This is a genomic window from Algibacter sp. L4_22 (assembly GCF_023473045.1).
In the GTDB taxonomy this organism is placed as follows: domain Bacteria; phylum Bacteroidota; class Bacteroidia; order Flavobacteriales; family Flavobacteriaceae; genus Algibacter.
Genome location: NZ_JAMCOK010000001.1, coordinates 995,560 through 1,010,676, shown reverse-complemented (window position 1 = coordinate 1,010,676; position 15,117 = coordinate 995,560). Strand labels below are relative to the sequence as shown.

Here is a 15,117-nt window from a genome sequence, read left to right as displayed (position 1 = left end):
ATGGGGTTTTTTATTTTAAAGTTATTCGCCACAAATTTCACCCAAAACCCACAAATAGTCACTCCTATTCGTAACAAAATCGCGATCGGAAATGTCAATAATTTTCACGTTAAAATCAGTTTGACTTTTTAGAAACGCTAAATACCCCGAGTTAATTTTTTCTAAATAATCGTCCGCTATATTTTGCTCGTAATCACGTCCTCGTTTTTTAATATTTTGCTGTAAGCGCTCTGTGTTTTGGTATAAATAAATATATAATTCTGGTTTCGGAATATCTTTATACATTAAGTAAAACAACTTTCTATACAAACCATATTCATCTGTATTTAAGGTTATTTTTGAGAAAATAAGCGATTTAAACACATCATAATCACTTACAACAAACTGCTTAAACAAATCGAGTTGTGCTAAATCTTCCGAAATTTGCTGATAGCGATCTGCCAAAAAAGACATTTCTAACGTAAAGGCATAACGCTGTGCATCTTTATAAAATTTTGGTAAAAATGGATTATCTGCAAAACGCTCCTTAAGCAGTCTTGCATTAAAATCTTGTGCAATTTTATTTGCCAAACTCGTTTTTCCCGCACCAATATTTCCTTCTATAGCAATGTAATTATATTTTGAAAAATCTAGGTTTTCACTAGGGTTCTTTAACAAAATATTTATAGCTTCTAAATCAGAATCATCTCTACAAGCATCTAATAATTCTGAAACTGTTTTACCTAATTTAGCATGTTTCACCTTAGCAGCAATATCGTTAAGCGGCATCAACACAAATTTTCGCTTTTGCATTTCAGGATGTGGTACCTTTAGCGTTTCGGTACTTATTATTTCTTCTTCAGCAAAAACAATATCTAAGTCTATAATTCGTGCTTCGTAAGCGTCTTTTAATTTTCGAGTTCTACCTAATTCAGTTTCAATAGTTAATAATATGTCGAGCACCGTTTGCGGCTCTAAATCACTTTCTAAAACCAAGCAACAATTTAAAAAATCTTCACTTTCAAACCCGAAAGCAGGCGCCTTATACACATTGGAAATCAACTTAATACTACCAATTTTCAGGTAAATAGCATTCACGGCGTTTTGCAAATTTTTAAATTTATCGCCTTTATTACTTCCTAAAGCAATGTGAAATTTTGTTGTTCTCATCATAAGTAAGTGCAAAATAATGAAAACTAAATGGTTTCATTGTATATTTACCCAAGGTATTTATTCACAACTTTATATGACTTTAAAAGACAAACTCGCTGCCCAACGAATTTATATGCTTTTGGGAGCTTTATTTATTACCTCGTTAGTTGTTTCTAACCTTATTTTTCAGAAATTTTTCTATTGGTATCCTTTTGAGGTTGAAATTTTTGGATCAAAACTTTTTGAAGTTTCAGTAGGCATTCTCCCCTATCCCATTACTTTTTTAATAACCGATTTAATAAGTGAAATTTATGGAAAAAAGAGAGCCAACCAAATCGTTACAGCAGGAATTTTCGCTTCGTTTTTTTCTCTTTTAATCGTTTATGTTTCCGATTTAGTACCTGCAACACCATGGTCGCCCGTTCAAAACGGCATGTTTAATACCGTATTTGGCAATACTGTTTTGGCTGTTTTCGCGAGTATGATGGCATATTTATTTGCTCAATTTATTGACATTCAAATTTATCATTTCTGGAAACAACTCACCAAAGGCAAGCATCTATGGCTAAGAAATAATTTTTCAACCTTCTTATCTCAGTTTTTAGACACGTTTACCGTAGTTGGTTTACTCTGTATTTTCGAGATTATTGCCTGGGAACGTTTTTTGGGGTTGTTGCTTAGTGGGTTTATATTTAAAATAATTATTGCCCTTTTCGACACACCTTTTTTATATTTAGGTGTATTTTTATTCCGAAAACGATTCAGGCTAAAAGTAAATGAAGAGATTCACTTACTTTAGCATTCCGTTAAAATTAACTTAAACCCGCTACTATTCTCATCCTTTAGTCCGTTTTTTGCGTAAATATCTTACAAACACCTCCTTATGAAGAAAGTTTTAAAAATCACCGGTTTCACCATACTTACCATACTTATTTTATTAATTGTTATTCCATTTGTTTTCCAAGGGAAAATCCAAGGAATGGTAAAACAATTTATAAACGAAAACGTAAACGCTAACGTAGAGTTTAGCGATGTAAGCCTTAGTTTTCTTCGTCGCTTCCCAGAAGCACATGTTAGTATAAATGATTTTGTTATTACCAACTTTGAACCATTTAAAGGTGACACCCTTGTTGCCGCAAAAACAATTGCTTTCACGGTATCTATTCCAGAATTATTTAAAACAGCCGGCGAAGACCCTATTGTTATTAATAGTATTTCTATAGATGAAGCCTTGGTTACTCTAAAAACCAACACCGAAGGACAAACCAACTACGATATTGCAAAAGCAAGCGAAACCGAAACAACAAGTAGCGAGACAGAAAGCAGCAGTTTTGCATTTAGTATAGACAATTACAGCATTGAAAACAGTGCTTTTAACTATATAGATGAAAGTTCTAAAATGATGATGCAAATCTCAGAATTAAACCACACTGGAAGCGGAACATTCTCGGGAGAAACATCGGAACTTGATACGGAAACAGATGCAAACGTCAGCTTTACTATGGATGGCACCAATTACCTCAACCATAATGCTATAAAACTAGATGCTTTAATAGATTTAGACTTAACGAACAGTAAATATACTTTTAAAGAAAACAAAGGTTATATTAATAAACTACCTATAGAATTTAATGGTTTTGTTCAGTTATTAGACGAAGGCCAGAATATTGATTTAACATTTAAAAATCCAGAATCTGACTTTAAAAACTTCTTGGCCTTAATTCCGGAAACATACTCAGGAAGTCTTGATGGTGTTCAAACTAGTGGTGATTTTACAATTAATGGTATTGTAAAAGGCGTAAACTCAGACAAAACTATACCAACGTTCGATATTAACATTGCATCAAATAACGCATCTTTTAAATACCCCGATTTACCAAAAAGCGTAAAAAACATTGTAATTAACACCACGATAAAAAACACAACAGGATTTTTAGATGATACTTTTGTGGATATAAAAACACTGAATTTTAAAATTGATGATGATGTTTTTAAATCGTCTGCCAGCATAAAAAACATCACGAAGAATATGCTTGTAAAAGCAAATTTAGATGGTGTTTTAAACTTAGCAAACATATCTAAAGCTTACCCTGTGAAGCTTGAAAACGAACTTACCGGAATTTTAAAAGCCAAATTAAATACGGCTTTCGATATGAATGCGATTGAAACAAATGCTTTCGAACGCATCAAAAGTAGCGGAACTGCAAGCCTTAGTAATTTTGTTTACGCTTCAGAAGATATGGCAAACCCTATTAATATTTCCGAAGCCGACTTAACCTTTAACTCACAATCGGTAACTCTAAATCATTTTAAAGCTAAAACTGGTGAAAGTGATATAAACGCTAGCGGAACTATAAACAATTTACTTGGTTTTGTACTCAGCGACACGGAACTTAAAGGTAATTTCGATTTAAATTCAAACCTATTTAAAATGAGTGATTTTATGACGGAAAGCGAAACAGCTACTACCGATAATAAAACCACAACTGATGGTGAATCGTTAAAGATTCCAGCATTTTTAGATTGTACAATAAACGCCAATGCTAAAACGGTAATTTATGATAATTTAAAGTTAACCGATGTTAAGGGCAAACTATTAATTAAAGACCAACAAGCTACGTTAAGCAATGTAACTTCTAGTATTTTTGATGGTGCACTTTCCATTTCTGGCGATGTTTCTACTAAAACAGAAACACCAACTTTTAGTTTTAATTTAGATGCTAATAATTTCGATATTTCTAAATCGTTTCAAGGTTTAGAATTATTGCAAAACCTAGCACCTATAGCTAAATTATTACAAGGTAAATTAAACACAAACATTAATTTAGCTGGTAGTTTAGATAAAGAATTCGCTCCAAACTTAAGTACAGTTTCAGGGAATGCATTAGCCGAATTATTAACGACAAACATAGACGAAAACAAAGATGGGTTAATAAGTAAACTAGAAAGCTCAATCAGTTTTATCGATTTTAGTAAACTAGATTTAAAAGATCTAAAAACAAAACTTGAATTTGCTAACGGACAGGTGAGTGTAAAACCTTTCGATTTAAAATATAAAGATATTGCAATCACCGTTTCTGGTTCGCATGGTTTTGATAAAACGCTAAATTACAATGCCGTTTTTAATGTACCAGCAAAATATTTAGGTAGCGAGGTTACCCAACTTATTAGTAAAATTGATAGCGACGAAGCTAAAAACATTACAATTCCTGTTACTGCAAATATTGGAGGATCTTACACGAGCCCAACCGTGAAAACCGATTTAACAAATGGTGTTACCAACCTTACGAAACAATTGGTTGAAATAGAAAAACAAAAACTACTTAACAAAGGAAAAGACCAAGTTACCGACTTAATTGGTGGTATTATAAGCGGAAACAAAACCAAAACCGATTCTACCAAAACCGAACAAACAAATGCGGTTAAAGATGTTTTAGGTGGTATTCTGGGGAATAAAACAACACAAACAGATTCTACAAAAACGACATCGAATACAACAACTACCAATGCTGTAAAAAATGTACTTGGTGGTTTCTTAAAGAAAAAAACAAAGGATACAGTTAAATAATTTTAGGACAACAAAATAAACTTTCAATAATTACTGAAAGTTTAGAAATATTATATATCTTTGCTGTATGGATTACCAAGAAGCGAAAGATAAATTTATTAGCACATGGGGAAGTTTAGGCACATTATGGGGCATAAACAAGGCTATGGCACAAATACAATCTTTACTTTTTATTTCTACCAAAGCATTATCTATGGAAGAAATCATGAGAGAACTTAAAATTTCTCGTGGTAATACTAGCATGAATTTACGCCAGTTAATGGATTGGGGGATTGTTACCAAAGAACTTATTCCGGGTGAACGTAAAGAATATTTTTCTACAGAAAAAGACGTCCAAGAACTTGCCAGACACATTGCAAAAGAACGTAGCCGAAGAGAAATTAAACCGGTTATCAAAATTCTTAAAGATGTGTCTTCTATTGAAGATGATGGTACCGAAAAAACCAAAGAACTTATTAAACAAACCAAAGCACTTCACGATTTAGCTGAAACTGCCGATGCGATGATGAATAAAATTGTAAATCAAGAACAAACCTGGATTACCAAATCTTTATTGAAATTGATTAAATAAAAAAATTTAAATAAAACTTTCAGTAATTCCTGAAAGTTTAAAATATTTAGAAAATGAATACGCAAAAATTATTAACCTATTTCTTTGCATTAGTTTGGATAGCAAACGGCCTCTTTTGCAAAGTACTAAATCTTGTACCAAGGCATCAAGACATTGTGGAACGTATTTTAGGGAATACCAACTCAAGATTTATAACAATATTAATTGGAATCTCAGAAATTATAATGGCAATCTGGATTATAAGCCGATATAAAACAAAACTAAATGCAAATACCCAAATTATTATAATAGCCATAATGAATTTAATTGAGTTATTATTAGCTCCAGACCTATTACTTTGGGGCCCATTTAATTCGCTGTTTGCGATACTATTTATAAGTATAATCTATTACACGAACTTTAAAATCAACAAAGAACATGCTAACTTTTCTTAAAAACCATCCATTTGCAGTTCAATCATTTTTTGAAAGCTCGCTAGTACTCACGTTTTCAGTCCCGAAAGAAGAACTTCAAGATTTAATTCCAGATTGCTTAGAGCTTGATGTTTTTAAAAACAAGTATGCTTTTATTGCTGTTGCCATGGTACAAACAAAAGGATTACGCCCGAAAAGATTTCCGAAGTTTATGGGAAACGACTTCTTTTTGATTGGCTTTCGCATATTCGTGACTTATACAAACAATAAAGGCAAACGCTTACGTGGACTATACATTATAAAATCTGAAACCAATAAGAAAAAAATGGAGTATTTAGGCAATATATTCACCCATTACAACTACACAACAACCGATATAAACCATTACAATAAACATCATACTAAGGAAATTTCATCTGTAAAATCTAATTTTAAAATAGAACTAGATACTTCGGAAAATGATGATATCCCTTTACCCGAAGGTTCTCCATTTAAAAACTGGAAAGAAGCAAGACGTTTTGCCGGACCACTCCCATTTACATTCACATATAATGATAAAACAAAAGAAGTATTAATTATTGAAGGTGTAAGACAGAACTGGAAACCCAAACCAGTAAAAATCAACACATATCATGTGAATTTTTTAGAAACGCTTAAACTTAACAACCTAGTATTAGCAAATGCTTTTATAATTGAAAACATACAGTATTACTGGAAAAAAGGAAGAAAAGAATTATGGAATTAAAAAGAAGAAAATTTCAAGGAGTTTTAAATATTTTGAGTTTCAATAGACATTTTTACGTTTATGGTTTACTTGTTTTAGCTCTAATAATATCGAGTTATATCATCTTTCAATGGAACGCTATTTTATTTTGGGTAATTATTATCTCCTTTAGCTACGGATTAATAATGCCACTAATTGTTTCAGCTTATGTGTATGACTATTCTGGATATTACGATTTCAATTGGTTAAAAGACTTAAAATTAAATAATTCAAAAACCACTAAAATAGTTAATATTAATGCAGGCTTTGATGAAACAAGCTATATTATTAAAGATAAATTAGCAAAATCTAATTTAGCAGTATTTGATTTTTATAATGCTGAAAAGCATACAGAACCAGCAATTATAAGAGCAAGAAAAGTGAGTTTAACTTATCCAAATACGCAACAAATAAAAACCAACCACATTCCCCTTCACGACAAAAGTGTAGATGTGGTTTTTCTACTTTCGGCAGCACACGAAATACGGTCTCTTGAAGAAAAAATACAATTTTTAAAAGAATGCCAAAGAATATGCAAACCTAACGGGAATGTAATTATGATAGAGCACCTTCGAGATTTCCCTAATTTTCTAGCATTCTCAATCGGCTTTACTCATTTCTTCTCAAGAAAAACTTGGCAACAAGCATTTAAAAGTGCCGGATTCACATCATTTAACGAGGTAAAATTCACGCCTTTCATGTCTATATTTAATTGTTCACATTAACGTTTAATTTATTCAACACCATGTATATTCATTTAAAAATAATTGGAACGCTATTAATCTTCTTAGCCCTAATACATGCGTTTTTTCCAAAATATTTTAGTTGGAAAAAAGAATTGTCGTCTTTAAGTTTAATAAACCGACAAATGATGACAACACATACATTTTTCATTGCTTTCACCGTTTTTTTAATGGGGCTTCTATGTTTAACCTCTGCATCAGAAATTATTGAAACCGTTTTAGGTAAAAAAATAGCATTAGGCTTAGGTGTATTTTGGATAGTTCGCTTATTTTTCCAATTCTTCATCTACTCAAAACAACTTTGGACAGGAAAAACATTTGAAACCGCAATGCATATTCTATTTTCGCTTTTATGGGGTTACTTTAGCAGCGTATTTTTAGCAATATCCTTCAATTAATAGTTAACACTTTTAATCATTCATTTTTTTACCCTATTTTTGGTGAAAATTGTAACACTATGCCCAAACACGAAATACATCCCGATAAGTGGATAGATTTATATGCAGATTACTTGTTTAATTACACAGTAACCCGTGTAAGCGACCGTGAAATCGCGCAAGATTTGGTACAGGATACATTTTTAGCTGGCTTAAAATCAATGAAAAACTTTAAAGGAGAAGCAAGTGAGCGTACTTGGTTGATATCTATTTTAAAACGAAAAATCATTGATCATTACCGGAAAATTAATTCTAACAAAGGTAAAGCAGAAGTTAGAATTCAATATAATGATGCAGAATCTGAAGGTGATTGGCTAGAAGAACGTGTTGCCGACCCATTCGATAAAACAGCCGAAGACAGTATGCAGAACAGCGAGTTAGGCGATGCCATACATAATTGTTTAAGCAAATTACCAAAGAAGCAATCCAATGTTTTTAAGATGAAAACCATTCTTAATTATGAAACAGAGGTAATTTGTAATGAACTAAATATCACTGCGTCTAACCTATGGGTAATTATCCACAGAGCACGAACTGCTATGGCCGATTGCTTAAAAGAAAATTGGTTTTAATTATGAGTAAAAAAATAAACATATTCATGCCTTGCGACGAAGCAAATCTGGTATGCGACAAAGCCCAATATAAAGAAGCTTCTTTATGGGAGAAAATAAAACTTAACTTGCATTTAACTTACTGTAAAGCTTGTAGATGCTATTCTAAAAACAACGCAGAGCTAACAAAAACTATCGACAAATCTAACTTAGAATGTTTAGATCTGCAATGTAAAGAAAAGATGAAAAAAGATTTAGATAAAGCTATAACAGAACAAACTAGCTAATCAAACAAAAGCATTAAAATAAGCCATAAAATAGGTAAAGCTTCCACCCAAAATGAAGCATAGTAAACATTTTGCTTTTTACTAGACAGCAACACCAATACCCCTGTAAGGATTGACAACATAAGCAGTACTAATATTTTTATTTGGTGAGTTTCATCTTTAAAAAATTCTAATACAAAAAAAACAAACAGCAATATAACCCCCATTAACTTGGTTCCCTTTACTCCAATTTTTTGTGGCACGGTAGATAACTTCAAACTATCGTATTGCAAATCACGAATTTCAAAAGGCAACATTAAAACAAGTACATAAACATAGCGTTGCAAAGCCGTTATAATTACATCGGTACACACAGCATATTCATTTTCTATTATAGGAAGACATACGGTTACACCCATCCAAACTAAGCCAATGAGGTAAATTTTAAGACCACCAATACTTCGTAAATTATTCTGCTGATCTAAAAACAATTCTTTTGGTAAAAATGGAATAGCATATAAAAAAGTAACCACCCCAAATCCTGCAATACACATTAGCGTCATTAAGCTTAGTTGTAACCCATAATAACACATCAAAATAAAAGCGAAAAACGAAAAAACTTGAATCGCTTTTAACCAATTCGCCAAGCGGCGATGGTGAAATTTGGCTACTCCAAAATACTTTACAAAATTATATCCGGTAACCGACGCGTAAAAAACAAAATTTAGCACATTTTCCTCGTAAGAAAAACCAAACTCCAAAAGTGTTATATAAGTTAAAGCATACACCGATAAGGCCACGTGAATACTGCTATTCAAATAAAAATTTAAAAGTTGTTTTACTAGCTTCATGCTGTAAAAATAAACAAACTGTTGATAACACTTTTAAATGGTTAAAAACTTTCCCGTTTCTTCCATAAAAAATATCAATTATTATTTATTTTTGCGAAATCTATAACAAATCGTAACTATAATGAATACAAACGCTTTCGCTTTGCGTCATATTGGTCCTCGTGCAGACGATCAAAATAAAATGTTAACAACAATTGGTGTCGATTCTTTAGACCAACTCATATACGAAACCGTACCAAATGATATTCGATTAAAAAAAGACCTTGATTTGGATCAACCGATGACGGAGCATGAGTATTTATTGCATATCCATGAGTTATCGAAAAAAAATAAAGCCTACACAACATATATTGGTTTAGGCTACCATCCAACTATTTTACCTGCGGTTATCCAACGTAACATCTTAGAAAACCCGGGTTGGTACACAGCTTACACCCCTTACCAAGCAGAAATTGCACAAGGTAGACTAGAAGCTCTTTTAAATTTCCAAACCATGGTTATCGATTTAACCGGAATGGAAATTGCAAATGCATCGTTACTTGACGAAAGTACTGCTGCAGCTGAAGCAATGAGTCTATTGTTTGCTGTTAGAGAGCGTGATCAGAAAAAAGCAGGAATCAATAAATTTTTTGTTTCTGAAAACATATTGCCACAAACACTGTCTTTACTAAAAACAAGATCAAACCCTATTGGTATAGAATTAGTTGTTGGAAAAGAAGAAGAGTTTAATTTTTCTGAAGAATTTTTCGGTGCTATTTTACAGTACCCTGGCAAAGACGGACAAATTACCGATATAAAATCATTCATTTCAAAAGCTAATAGCAACAGAATAAAAGTTGCAGTTGCTGCCGATATTCTAAGCTTAGTAAAACTAGAAGCACCAGGTAAATTTGGAGCAGATGTAGTTCTTGGAACTACACAACGTTTTGGAATTCCAATGGGCTACGGAGGTCCTCATGCCGCTTACTTTGCTACAAAAGAAGCTTACAAACGTGATCTTCCAGGTCGCATTATTGGTATTACCAAAGATGCTAATGGTAATCGTGCCTTACGAATGGCATTACAAACACGCGAGCAGCATATTAAGCGAGACAGAGCAACATCAAACATCTGTACAGCACAAGTATTACTTGCTGTTATGGCTAGTATGTATGCTGTTTATCACGGTCCAAAAGGCTTAAAGCATATTGCTAATAAAGTACACAACAAAACGGTAACTTTAGCTAATGAATTAGAGAAATTAGGATACAAACAAGTAAACTCTTCTTATTTTGATACGCTTCAAATAAAAACGAAAGCTAAAAAAATCAAGAAAGTAGCTACCGAAAAAAAGGTGAATTTTTATTATCCTGATAAAAAAACGGTAACTATTTCAATAAATGAAACCACATCAATTAGAGATATTAATTATTTAATTTCCGTTTTTGCTAAAGCAGCCGATAAAAAAACAATTACAATTTCTGCTATTGAAGCTTTTAATAATATTGAAGAGACTATTCAACGTCAATCAGATTTCTTAACGAATGGTATTTTTAATTCCCATCATTCAGAAACCGAATTGATGCGTTACATAAAATTACTAGAACGTAAGGATTTATCGTTAAATCACTCTATGATTTCTTTAGGATCTTGTACCATGAAACTTAATGCTGCATCGGAAATGTTACCGTTAAGTATTTTTAAATGGGCAAACATCCACCCTTTTGTTCCTGCTAAACAGGCTAAAGGATATTTAACAGTTATCAAAAAACTAGAAGACCAACTTACCGAAATTACTGGTTTTGCAGCAACATCATTACAACCAAACTCTGGAGCTCAAGGTGAGTTTGCTGGTTTAATGGTAATAAAAGCGTATCACGAATCTCGTAAAGATCATCATAGAAATATTTGTTTAATCCCATCTTCAGCACACGGAACAAATCCCGCAAGTGCTGTTATGGCCGGTATGAAAGTGGTGGTTACAAAATCTACCGCAGAAGGTAATATTGATGTTGATGATTTGCGCGAAAAAGCAGAACTACATAAAGATAATTTAGCATGTTTAATGGTTACTTACCCATCTACACACGGGGTTTATGAGTCGGCTATTAAAGAAATTACACAAATTATTCACGATAACGGCGGACAGGTTTATATGGATGGTGCGAATATGAACGCTCAAGTTGGGTTAACAAATCCAGGAAATATTGGAGCCGATGTTTGTCACCTAAACCTACATAAAACCTTCGCAATTCCTCATGGTGGCGGTGGCCCTGGTGTTGGTCCAATTTGCGTAGCCAAACAACTCGTTCCTTTTTTACCAGGAAACCCTATTATTAAAACAGGAGGAAAAAAAGCAATTACAGCGATTTCTGCCGCACCTTTTGGTTCAGCTTTAGCTTGTTTAATTTCTTATGGTTACATTAAAATGTTAGGAGCAGAAGGTTTAACCGAATCAACTAAAATCGCCATTTTAAACGCCAATTACATAAAACAACGCTTACAGGGTAGTTTCGATACGCTTTATTCTGGAGAACGCGGACGTGCAGCTCACGAAATGATTGTAGATTGTCGTCCTTTTAAAGCTAACGGCATCGAAGTTACCGATATAGCAAAACGTTTAATGGATTATGGTTTTCATGCTCCAACCGTTTCTTTTCCTGTTGCAGGAACATTAATGATTGAACCAACAGAAAGTGAAAGTAAAGCTGAAATTGATCGTTTTTGTGATGCTTTAATTTCAATAAAAACAGAAATAGACAGTGTATCTAAAGAAGATGATAATAACGTTTTAAAAAACGCACCACATACGCTTGATATGATTACAGCAGACGAATGGGTTTTCCCTTATTCTCGTGAAACAGCAGCTTTTCCGCTAGATTACGTTAGAGAAAACAAATTTTGGCCAAGTGTTCGACGTGTTGATGATGCTTATGGAGATCGAAATTTAGTGTGTTCATGTACACCAATTGAGGCTTACATGGAAGCATAAACAAGCCTTGAACATCGTAAAATAAAATAAAAGCATTTCGCCAATTTTTAAGAAGATTCTATATTGCCGGCACATTAACCATATCGGCAATTTTACATCCTTTTTCTTAATTGAATGAGCTTAAAATTAATCGATGTTTTTGGTTATATAAAGTTTTAAAAAAATAGCCTAGCCTTAACTACGGTATTCTTTTAAAGAAATGTAGAGGTAAAGAGGACTCCAATTGCAGTCCTTTTAAATTAAGAAGTAGTACATATGAATATTAAAATCACCGGAACAGGAAGTTATATTCCTGACAATGTTGAAAAAAATGAAAATTTTCACAGTAACCAATTTTTAAATAGCGACGGCACAGTTATAAACGCGCCTAATGAAGTAATTGTTAGAAAATTTAAGGCCATTACTGGCATTGATGAACGTCGTTATGCTAAAAATCACTTAAACACATCTGATTTAGCATCTTTTGCAGCCGAAAAAGCTATTGAAAACGCTAAAATTAATCGAGAAGATTTAGATTATATTATAGTAGCCCATAATTATGGCGATGTACGCCATGATAGTATCCAGAGTGATACCGTGCCAAGTATGGCATCGCGTGTTAAACATTTATTACGTATTAAAAACCCAAGTTGCGTTGCTTACGACCTCCTTTTTGGATGTCCAGGCTGGATACAAGGCGTAATACAAGCCAATGCTTTTATTAAAGCTGGAATAGCAAAAAAATGTCTCGTTATTGGAGCTGAAACATTATCACGTATTTTAGACCCACACGATCGCGATTCTATGATTTATGCTGATGGAGCTGGAGCAGTAGTTGTTGAATCTACAGATAAAGAAGGCGGAATCCTTAATCACAAATCGGCTACTTACGCTTTAGACGAAGCACATTACATTTATTTCGGGGAAACCAATAATCCAACGGTAAAAGAAGATCGCCGTTATATTAAAATGTATGGCCGTAAGATATACGAATTCGCATTAACAAATGTGCCTCTAGCCATGAAATCTTGTATCGATGAAATCGGAGTAGATATAAAGGATGTGAAAAAAATATTGATACATCAGGCAAACGAAAAAATGGATGAGGCTATTGTAAAACGCTTCTATAAACTTTATAATTTAGAAATGCCTAAAGGTATTATGCCAATGTCTATCGGCAAATTAGGAAACTCTAGCGTTGCTACAATCCCCACTTTGTTAGATATCATTTTAAAAGGAGAACTAGAGAATCAAGAGATTAATAAAGGGGATATTATCATTTTCGCAAGTGTTGGTGCCGGCATGAATATTAATGCTATTGCCTATAAACACTAAAAATGTACGAAAATAGTTTTCCTAATAAACGATTCAAACACACCATTGAATTCTTAAAAAAACATGTTTCAAACTCTGAAACCGTTTTAGATTTAGGTGTTGTAAATCCGTTTACAAAAATCATGAAAGACCATGGTTTTATAGTAGAAAACACAAAAGGTGAAGATTTAGATGAAGATACTTCAACCATAAAAAACGCAAATGCAGAAGTTGTTACAGCCTTCGAAATTTTTGAACACTTACTTTCACCTTATACGGTTTTAAAAGCTATTAAAGGCGATAAACTAGTAGCCAGTGTACCTCTTAAATTATGGTTTTCTTCAGCATATAGAAGCAAAACAGATATGCTAGATCGTCATTATCATGAGTTTGAAGATTGGCAATTCGATTGGCTTTTAGAGAAAGCCGGCTGGAAAATTATAGATCGTAAAAAATGGACGAACCCTCCTAAAAAATTAGGAATTCGTCCCATTTTAAGACATTTTACACCGCGTTATTATATTGTTTATGCTGAAAGAATTTAGGCTATTCCATTATAAATCGGAATAAATAAGTTTAACTTTGAATCTTAAAATTTAAACAGTTGAACATCCACATAATAATCCCAGCGCACAACGAAGAAAGTTCTATCGGACTCACCTTAGAATCTTTGGTAAAGCAAACCCTTTTACCAAAACGCGTGGTGATTGTTAATGATAACTCAACCGATAACACAGAAAACATTGTTAGCGCTTACGCGGAAAAGTATCCGTTTATCACTTTAATAAACAATCAATCTTCCGAAGCACATTTACCAGGCTCGAAAATTATAAATGCTTTTTATAAAGGTTTTGAAGTTTTAGATGAAGATTACGATATCATTTGTAAATTTGATGCCGATTTAATTTTTCCTGAGAACTATTTAGAACAAATTTCTAATCATTTTAAAGCAAATACCAAACTAGGTATGGCAGCCGGTTTTTGCTACATAGAAAAAAACAACGATTGGGTTTTAGAAAACTTAACTAATAAAGATCATATTCGTGGCGCTTTAAAAGCTTATCGAAAATCTTGCTTCTTACAAATAGGAAAACTAAAACCATCTATGGGTTGGGATACCGTCGATGAGTTACTTGCAAAATATTATGGATGGGAACTTGTAACTGATGAATCTCTGCATGTAAAACATCTAAAACCTACAGGCATTAGCTATAATAAAGCTTCCAAATATCTCCAAGGAGAAGCCATGTACAAAATGCGTTATGGTTTTACAATTACTTTAATTTCCGCAGTAAAACTTGCTTATAAAAAAGGAAGCATTGCCTTGTTTAAAGATTATATGTCGGGTTATTTCAAAGCTAAAAAAGAAAATATTACACCTTTAGTTTCTACTGAAGAAGGTAACTTTATTAGAGATCTACGCTGGAAAGGGATTTTGAGTAAGTTCAAGAAATAAATCTCCAAAAACTACGAAGCTAACACAACATATCATATGTTATTTTAGACTATAGTATAAACCCTTTCAAAAACTATACTTCTTCCGAAATAGCAAGTTTTTT

The 15,117-nt window shown here is 32.9% G+C and carries 15 protein-coding genes; 13 read left to right on the top strand and 2 right to left on the bottom strand.

What is annotated here, in order from left to right; genetic code table 11:
* Positions 1–21: 21 nt before the first annotated feature.
* Positions 22–1,149, bottom strand: coding sequence for a 2-amino-4-hydroxy-6-hydroxymethyldihydropteridine diphosphokinase (folK, locus tag M4I23_RS04230; protein ID WP_249753601.1), 1,128 nt, complete (start codon positions 1,147–1,149; stop codon positions 22–24).
* A 76-nt stretch (positions 1,150–1,225) separates the two neighbouring features.
* Here folK and M4I23_RS04225 point away from each other — a divergent pair, with 76 nt between their 5' ends.
* The 9 genes from M4I23_RS04225 (at position 1,226) to M4I23_RS04185 (ending at position 8,464) form a co-directional block, all read left to right on the top strand.
* Positions 1,226–1,930, top strand: a complete 705-nt coding sequence (locus M4I23_RS04225; protein ID WP_249753600.1) for a queuosine precursor transporter — start codon at positions 1,226–1,228, stop codon at positions 1,928–1,930.
* A gap of 84 nt (positions 1,931–2,014) precedes the next feature.
* Positions 2,015–4,699 (top strand): AsmA-like C-terminal region-containing protein, encoded by a 2,685-nt coding sequence (locus tag M4I23_RS04220; RefSeq protein WP_249753539.1) that lies wholly within the window; start codon positions 2,015–2,017, stop codon positions 4,697–4,699.
* Positions 4,700–4,766: 67 nt separating this feature from the next.
* A complete protein-coding gene (locus M4I23_RS04215; RefSeq protein ID WP_158847192.1) occupies positions 4,767–5,270 on the top strand; it encodes a GbsR/MarR family transcriptional regulator in 504 nt (167 codons plus the stop codon).
* A gap of 53 nt (positions 5,271–5,323) precedes the next feature.
* Positions 5,324–5,704, top strand: coding sequence for a DoxX-like family protein (locus M4I23_RS04210; protein ID WP_249753538.1), 381 nt, complete (start codon positions 5,324–5,326; stop codon positions 5,702–5,704).
* On the top strand, positions 5,688–6,428 hold the full coding sequence (locus M4I23_RS04205) for a DUF2071 domain-containing protein (protein ID WP_249753537.1): 741 nt from the start codon (positions 5,688–5,690) through the stop codon (positions 6,426–6,428). Before M4I23_RS04210 ends, M4I23_RS04205 begins: the two co-directional genes overlap by 17 nt.
* Complete coding sequence (locus M4I23_RS04200; protein WP_249753536.1) at positions 6,419–7,171, top strand: class I SAM-dependent methyltransferase; 753 nt, start codon at positions 6,419–6,421, stop codon at positions 7,169–7,171. Before M4I23_RS04205 ends, M4I23_RS04200 begins: the two co-directional genes overlap by 10 nt.
* A gap of 143 nt (positions 7,172–7,314) precedes the next feature.
* The gene (locus M4I23_RS04195; RefSeq protein WP_306799982.1) at positions 7,315–7,587 is read left to right on the top strand and encodes a hypothetical protein; all 273 of its coding nucleotides are present in this window, start codon (positions 7,315–7,317) and stop codon (positions 7,585–7,587) included.
* Positions 7,588–7,646: 59 nt separating this feature from the next.
* A complete protein-coding gene (locus M4I23_RS04190) occupies positions 7,647–8,198 on the top strand; it encodes a sigma-70 family RNA polymerase sigma factor (RefSeq protein WP_158847182.1) in 552 nt (183 codons plus the stop codon).
* A 2-nt stretch (positions 8,199–8,200) separates the two neighbouring features.
* Positions 8,201–8,464: a hypothetical protein gene (locus tag M4I23_RS04185; protein ID WP_233267626.1), complete on the top strand. Its 264-nt coding sequence runs from the start codon at positions 8,201–8,203 to the stop codon at positions 8,462–8,464.
* Here the strand turns inward: M4I23_RS04185 and M4I23_RS04180 are convergent.
* On the bottom strand, positions 8,461–9,294 hold the full coding sequence (locus M4I23_RS04180; protein ID WP_249753534.1) for a hypothetical protein: 834 nt from the start codon (positions 9,292–9,294) through the stop codon (positions 8,461–8,463). The genes M4I23_RS04185 and M4I23_RS04180 overlap by 4 nt on opposite strands.
* A 121-nt stretch (positions 9,295–9,415) precedes the next feature.
* On the opposite strand from M4I23_RS04180, the gene gcvP reads away from it, so the two are divergent.
* The 4 genes from gcvP to M4I23_RS04160 all read left to right on the top strand — a co-directional run bounded on the left by gcvP (position 9,416) and on the right by M4I23_RS04160 (position 15,014).
* Positions 9,416–12,265: an aminomethyl-transferring glycine dehydrogenase gene (gene gcvP, locus M4I23_RS04175; protein WP_249753533.1), complete on the top strand. Its 2,850-nt coding sequence runs from the start codon at positions 9,416–9,418 to the stop codon at positions 12,263–12,265.
* A 255-nt stretch (positions 12,266–12,520) separates the two neighbouring features.
* Positions 12,521–13,579 carry a 3-oxoacyl-ACP synthase III family protein gene (locus M4I23_RS04170; protein WP_249753532.1) on the top strand — a complete coding sequence of 353 codons (1,059 nt, stop codon included), beginning with the start codon at positions 12,521–12,523 and terminating at the stop codon, positions 13,577–13,579.
* A gap of 2 nt (positions 13,580–13,581) precedes the next feature.
* A complete protein-coding gene (locus tag M4I23_RS04165; protein ID WP_249753531.1) occupies positions 13,582–14,103 on the top strand; it encodes a methyltransferase in 522 nt (173 codons plus the stop codon).
* A gap of 59 nt (positions 14,104–14,162) precedes the next feature.
* Positions 14,163–15,014, top strand: coding sequence for a glycosyltransferase family 2 protein (locus tag M4I23_RS04160; protein WP_249753530.1), 852 nt, complete (start codon positions 14,163–14,165; stop codon positions 15,012–15,014).
* Positions 15,015–15,117: the final 103 nt, after the last annotated feature.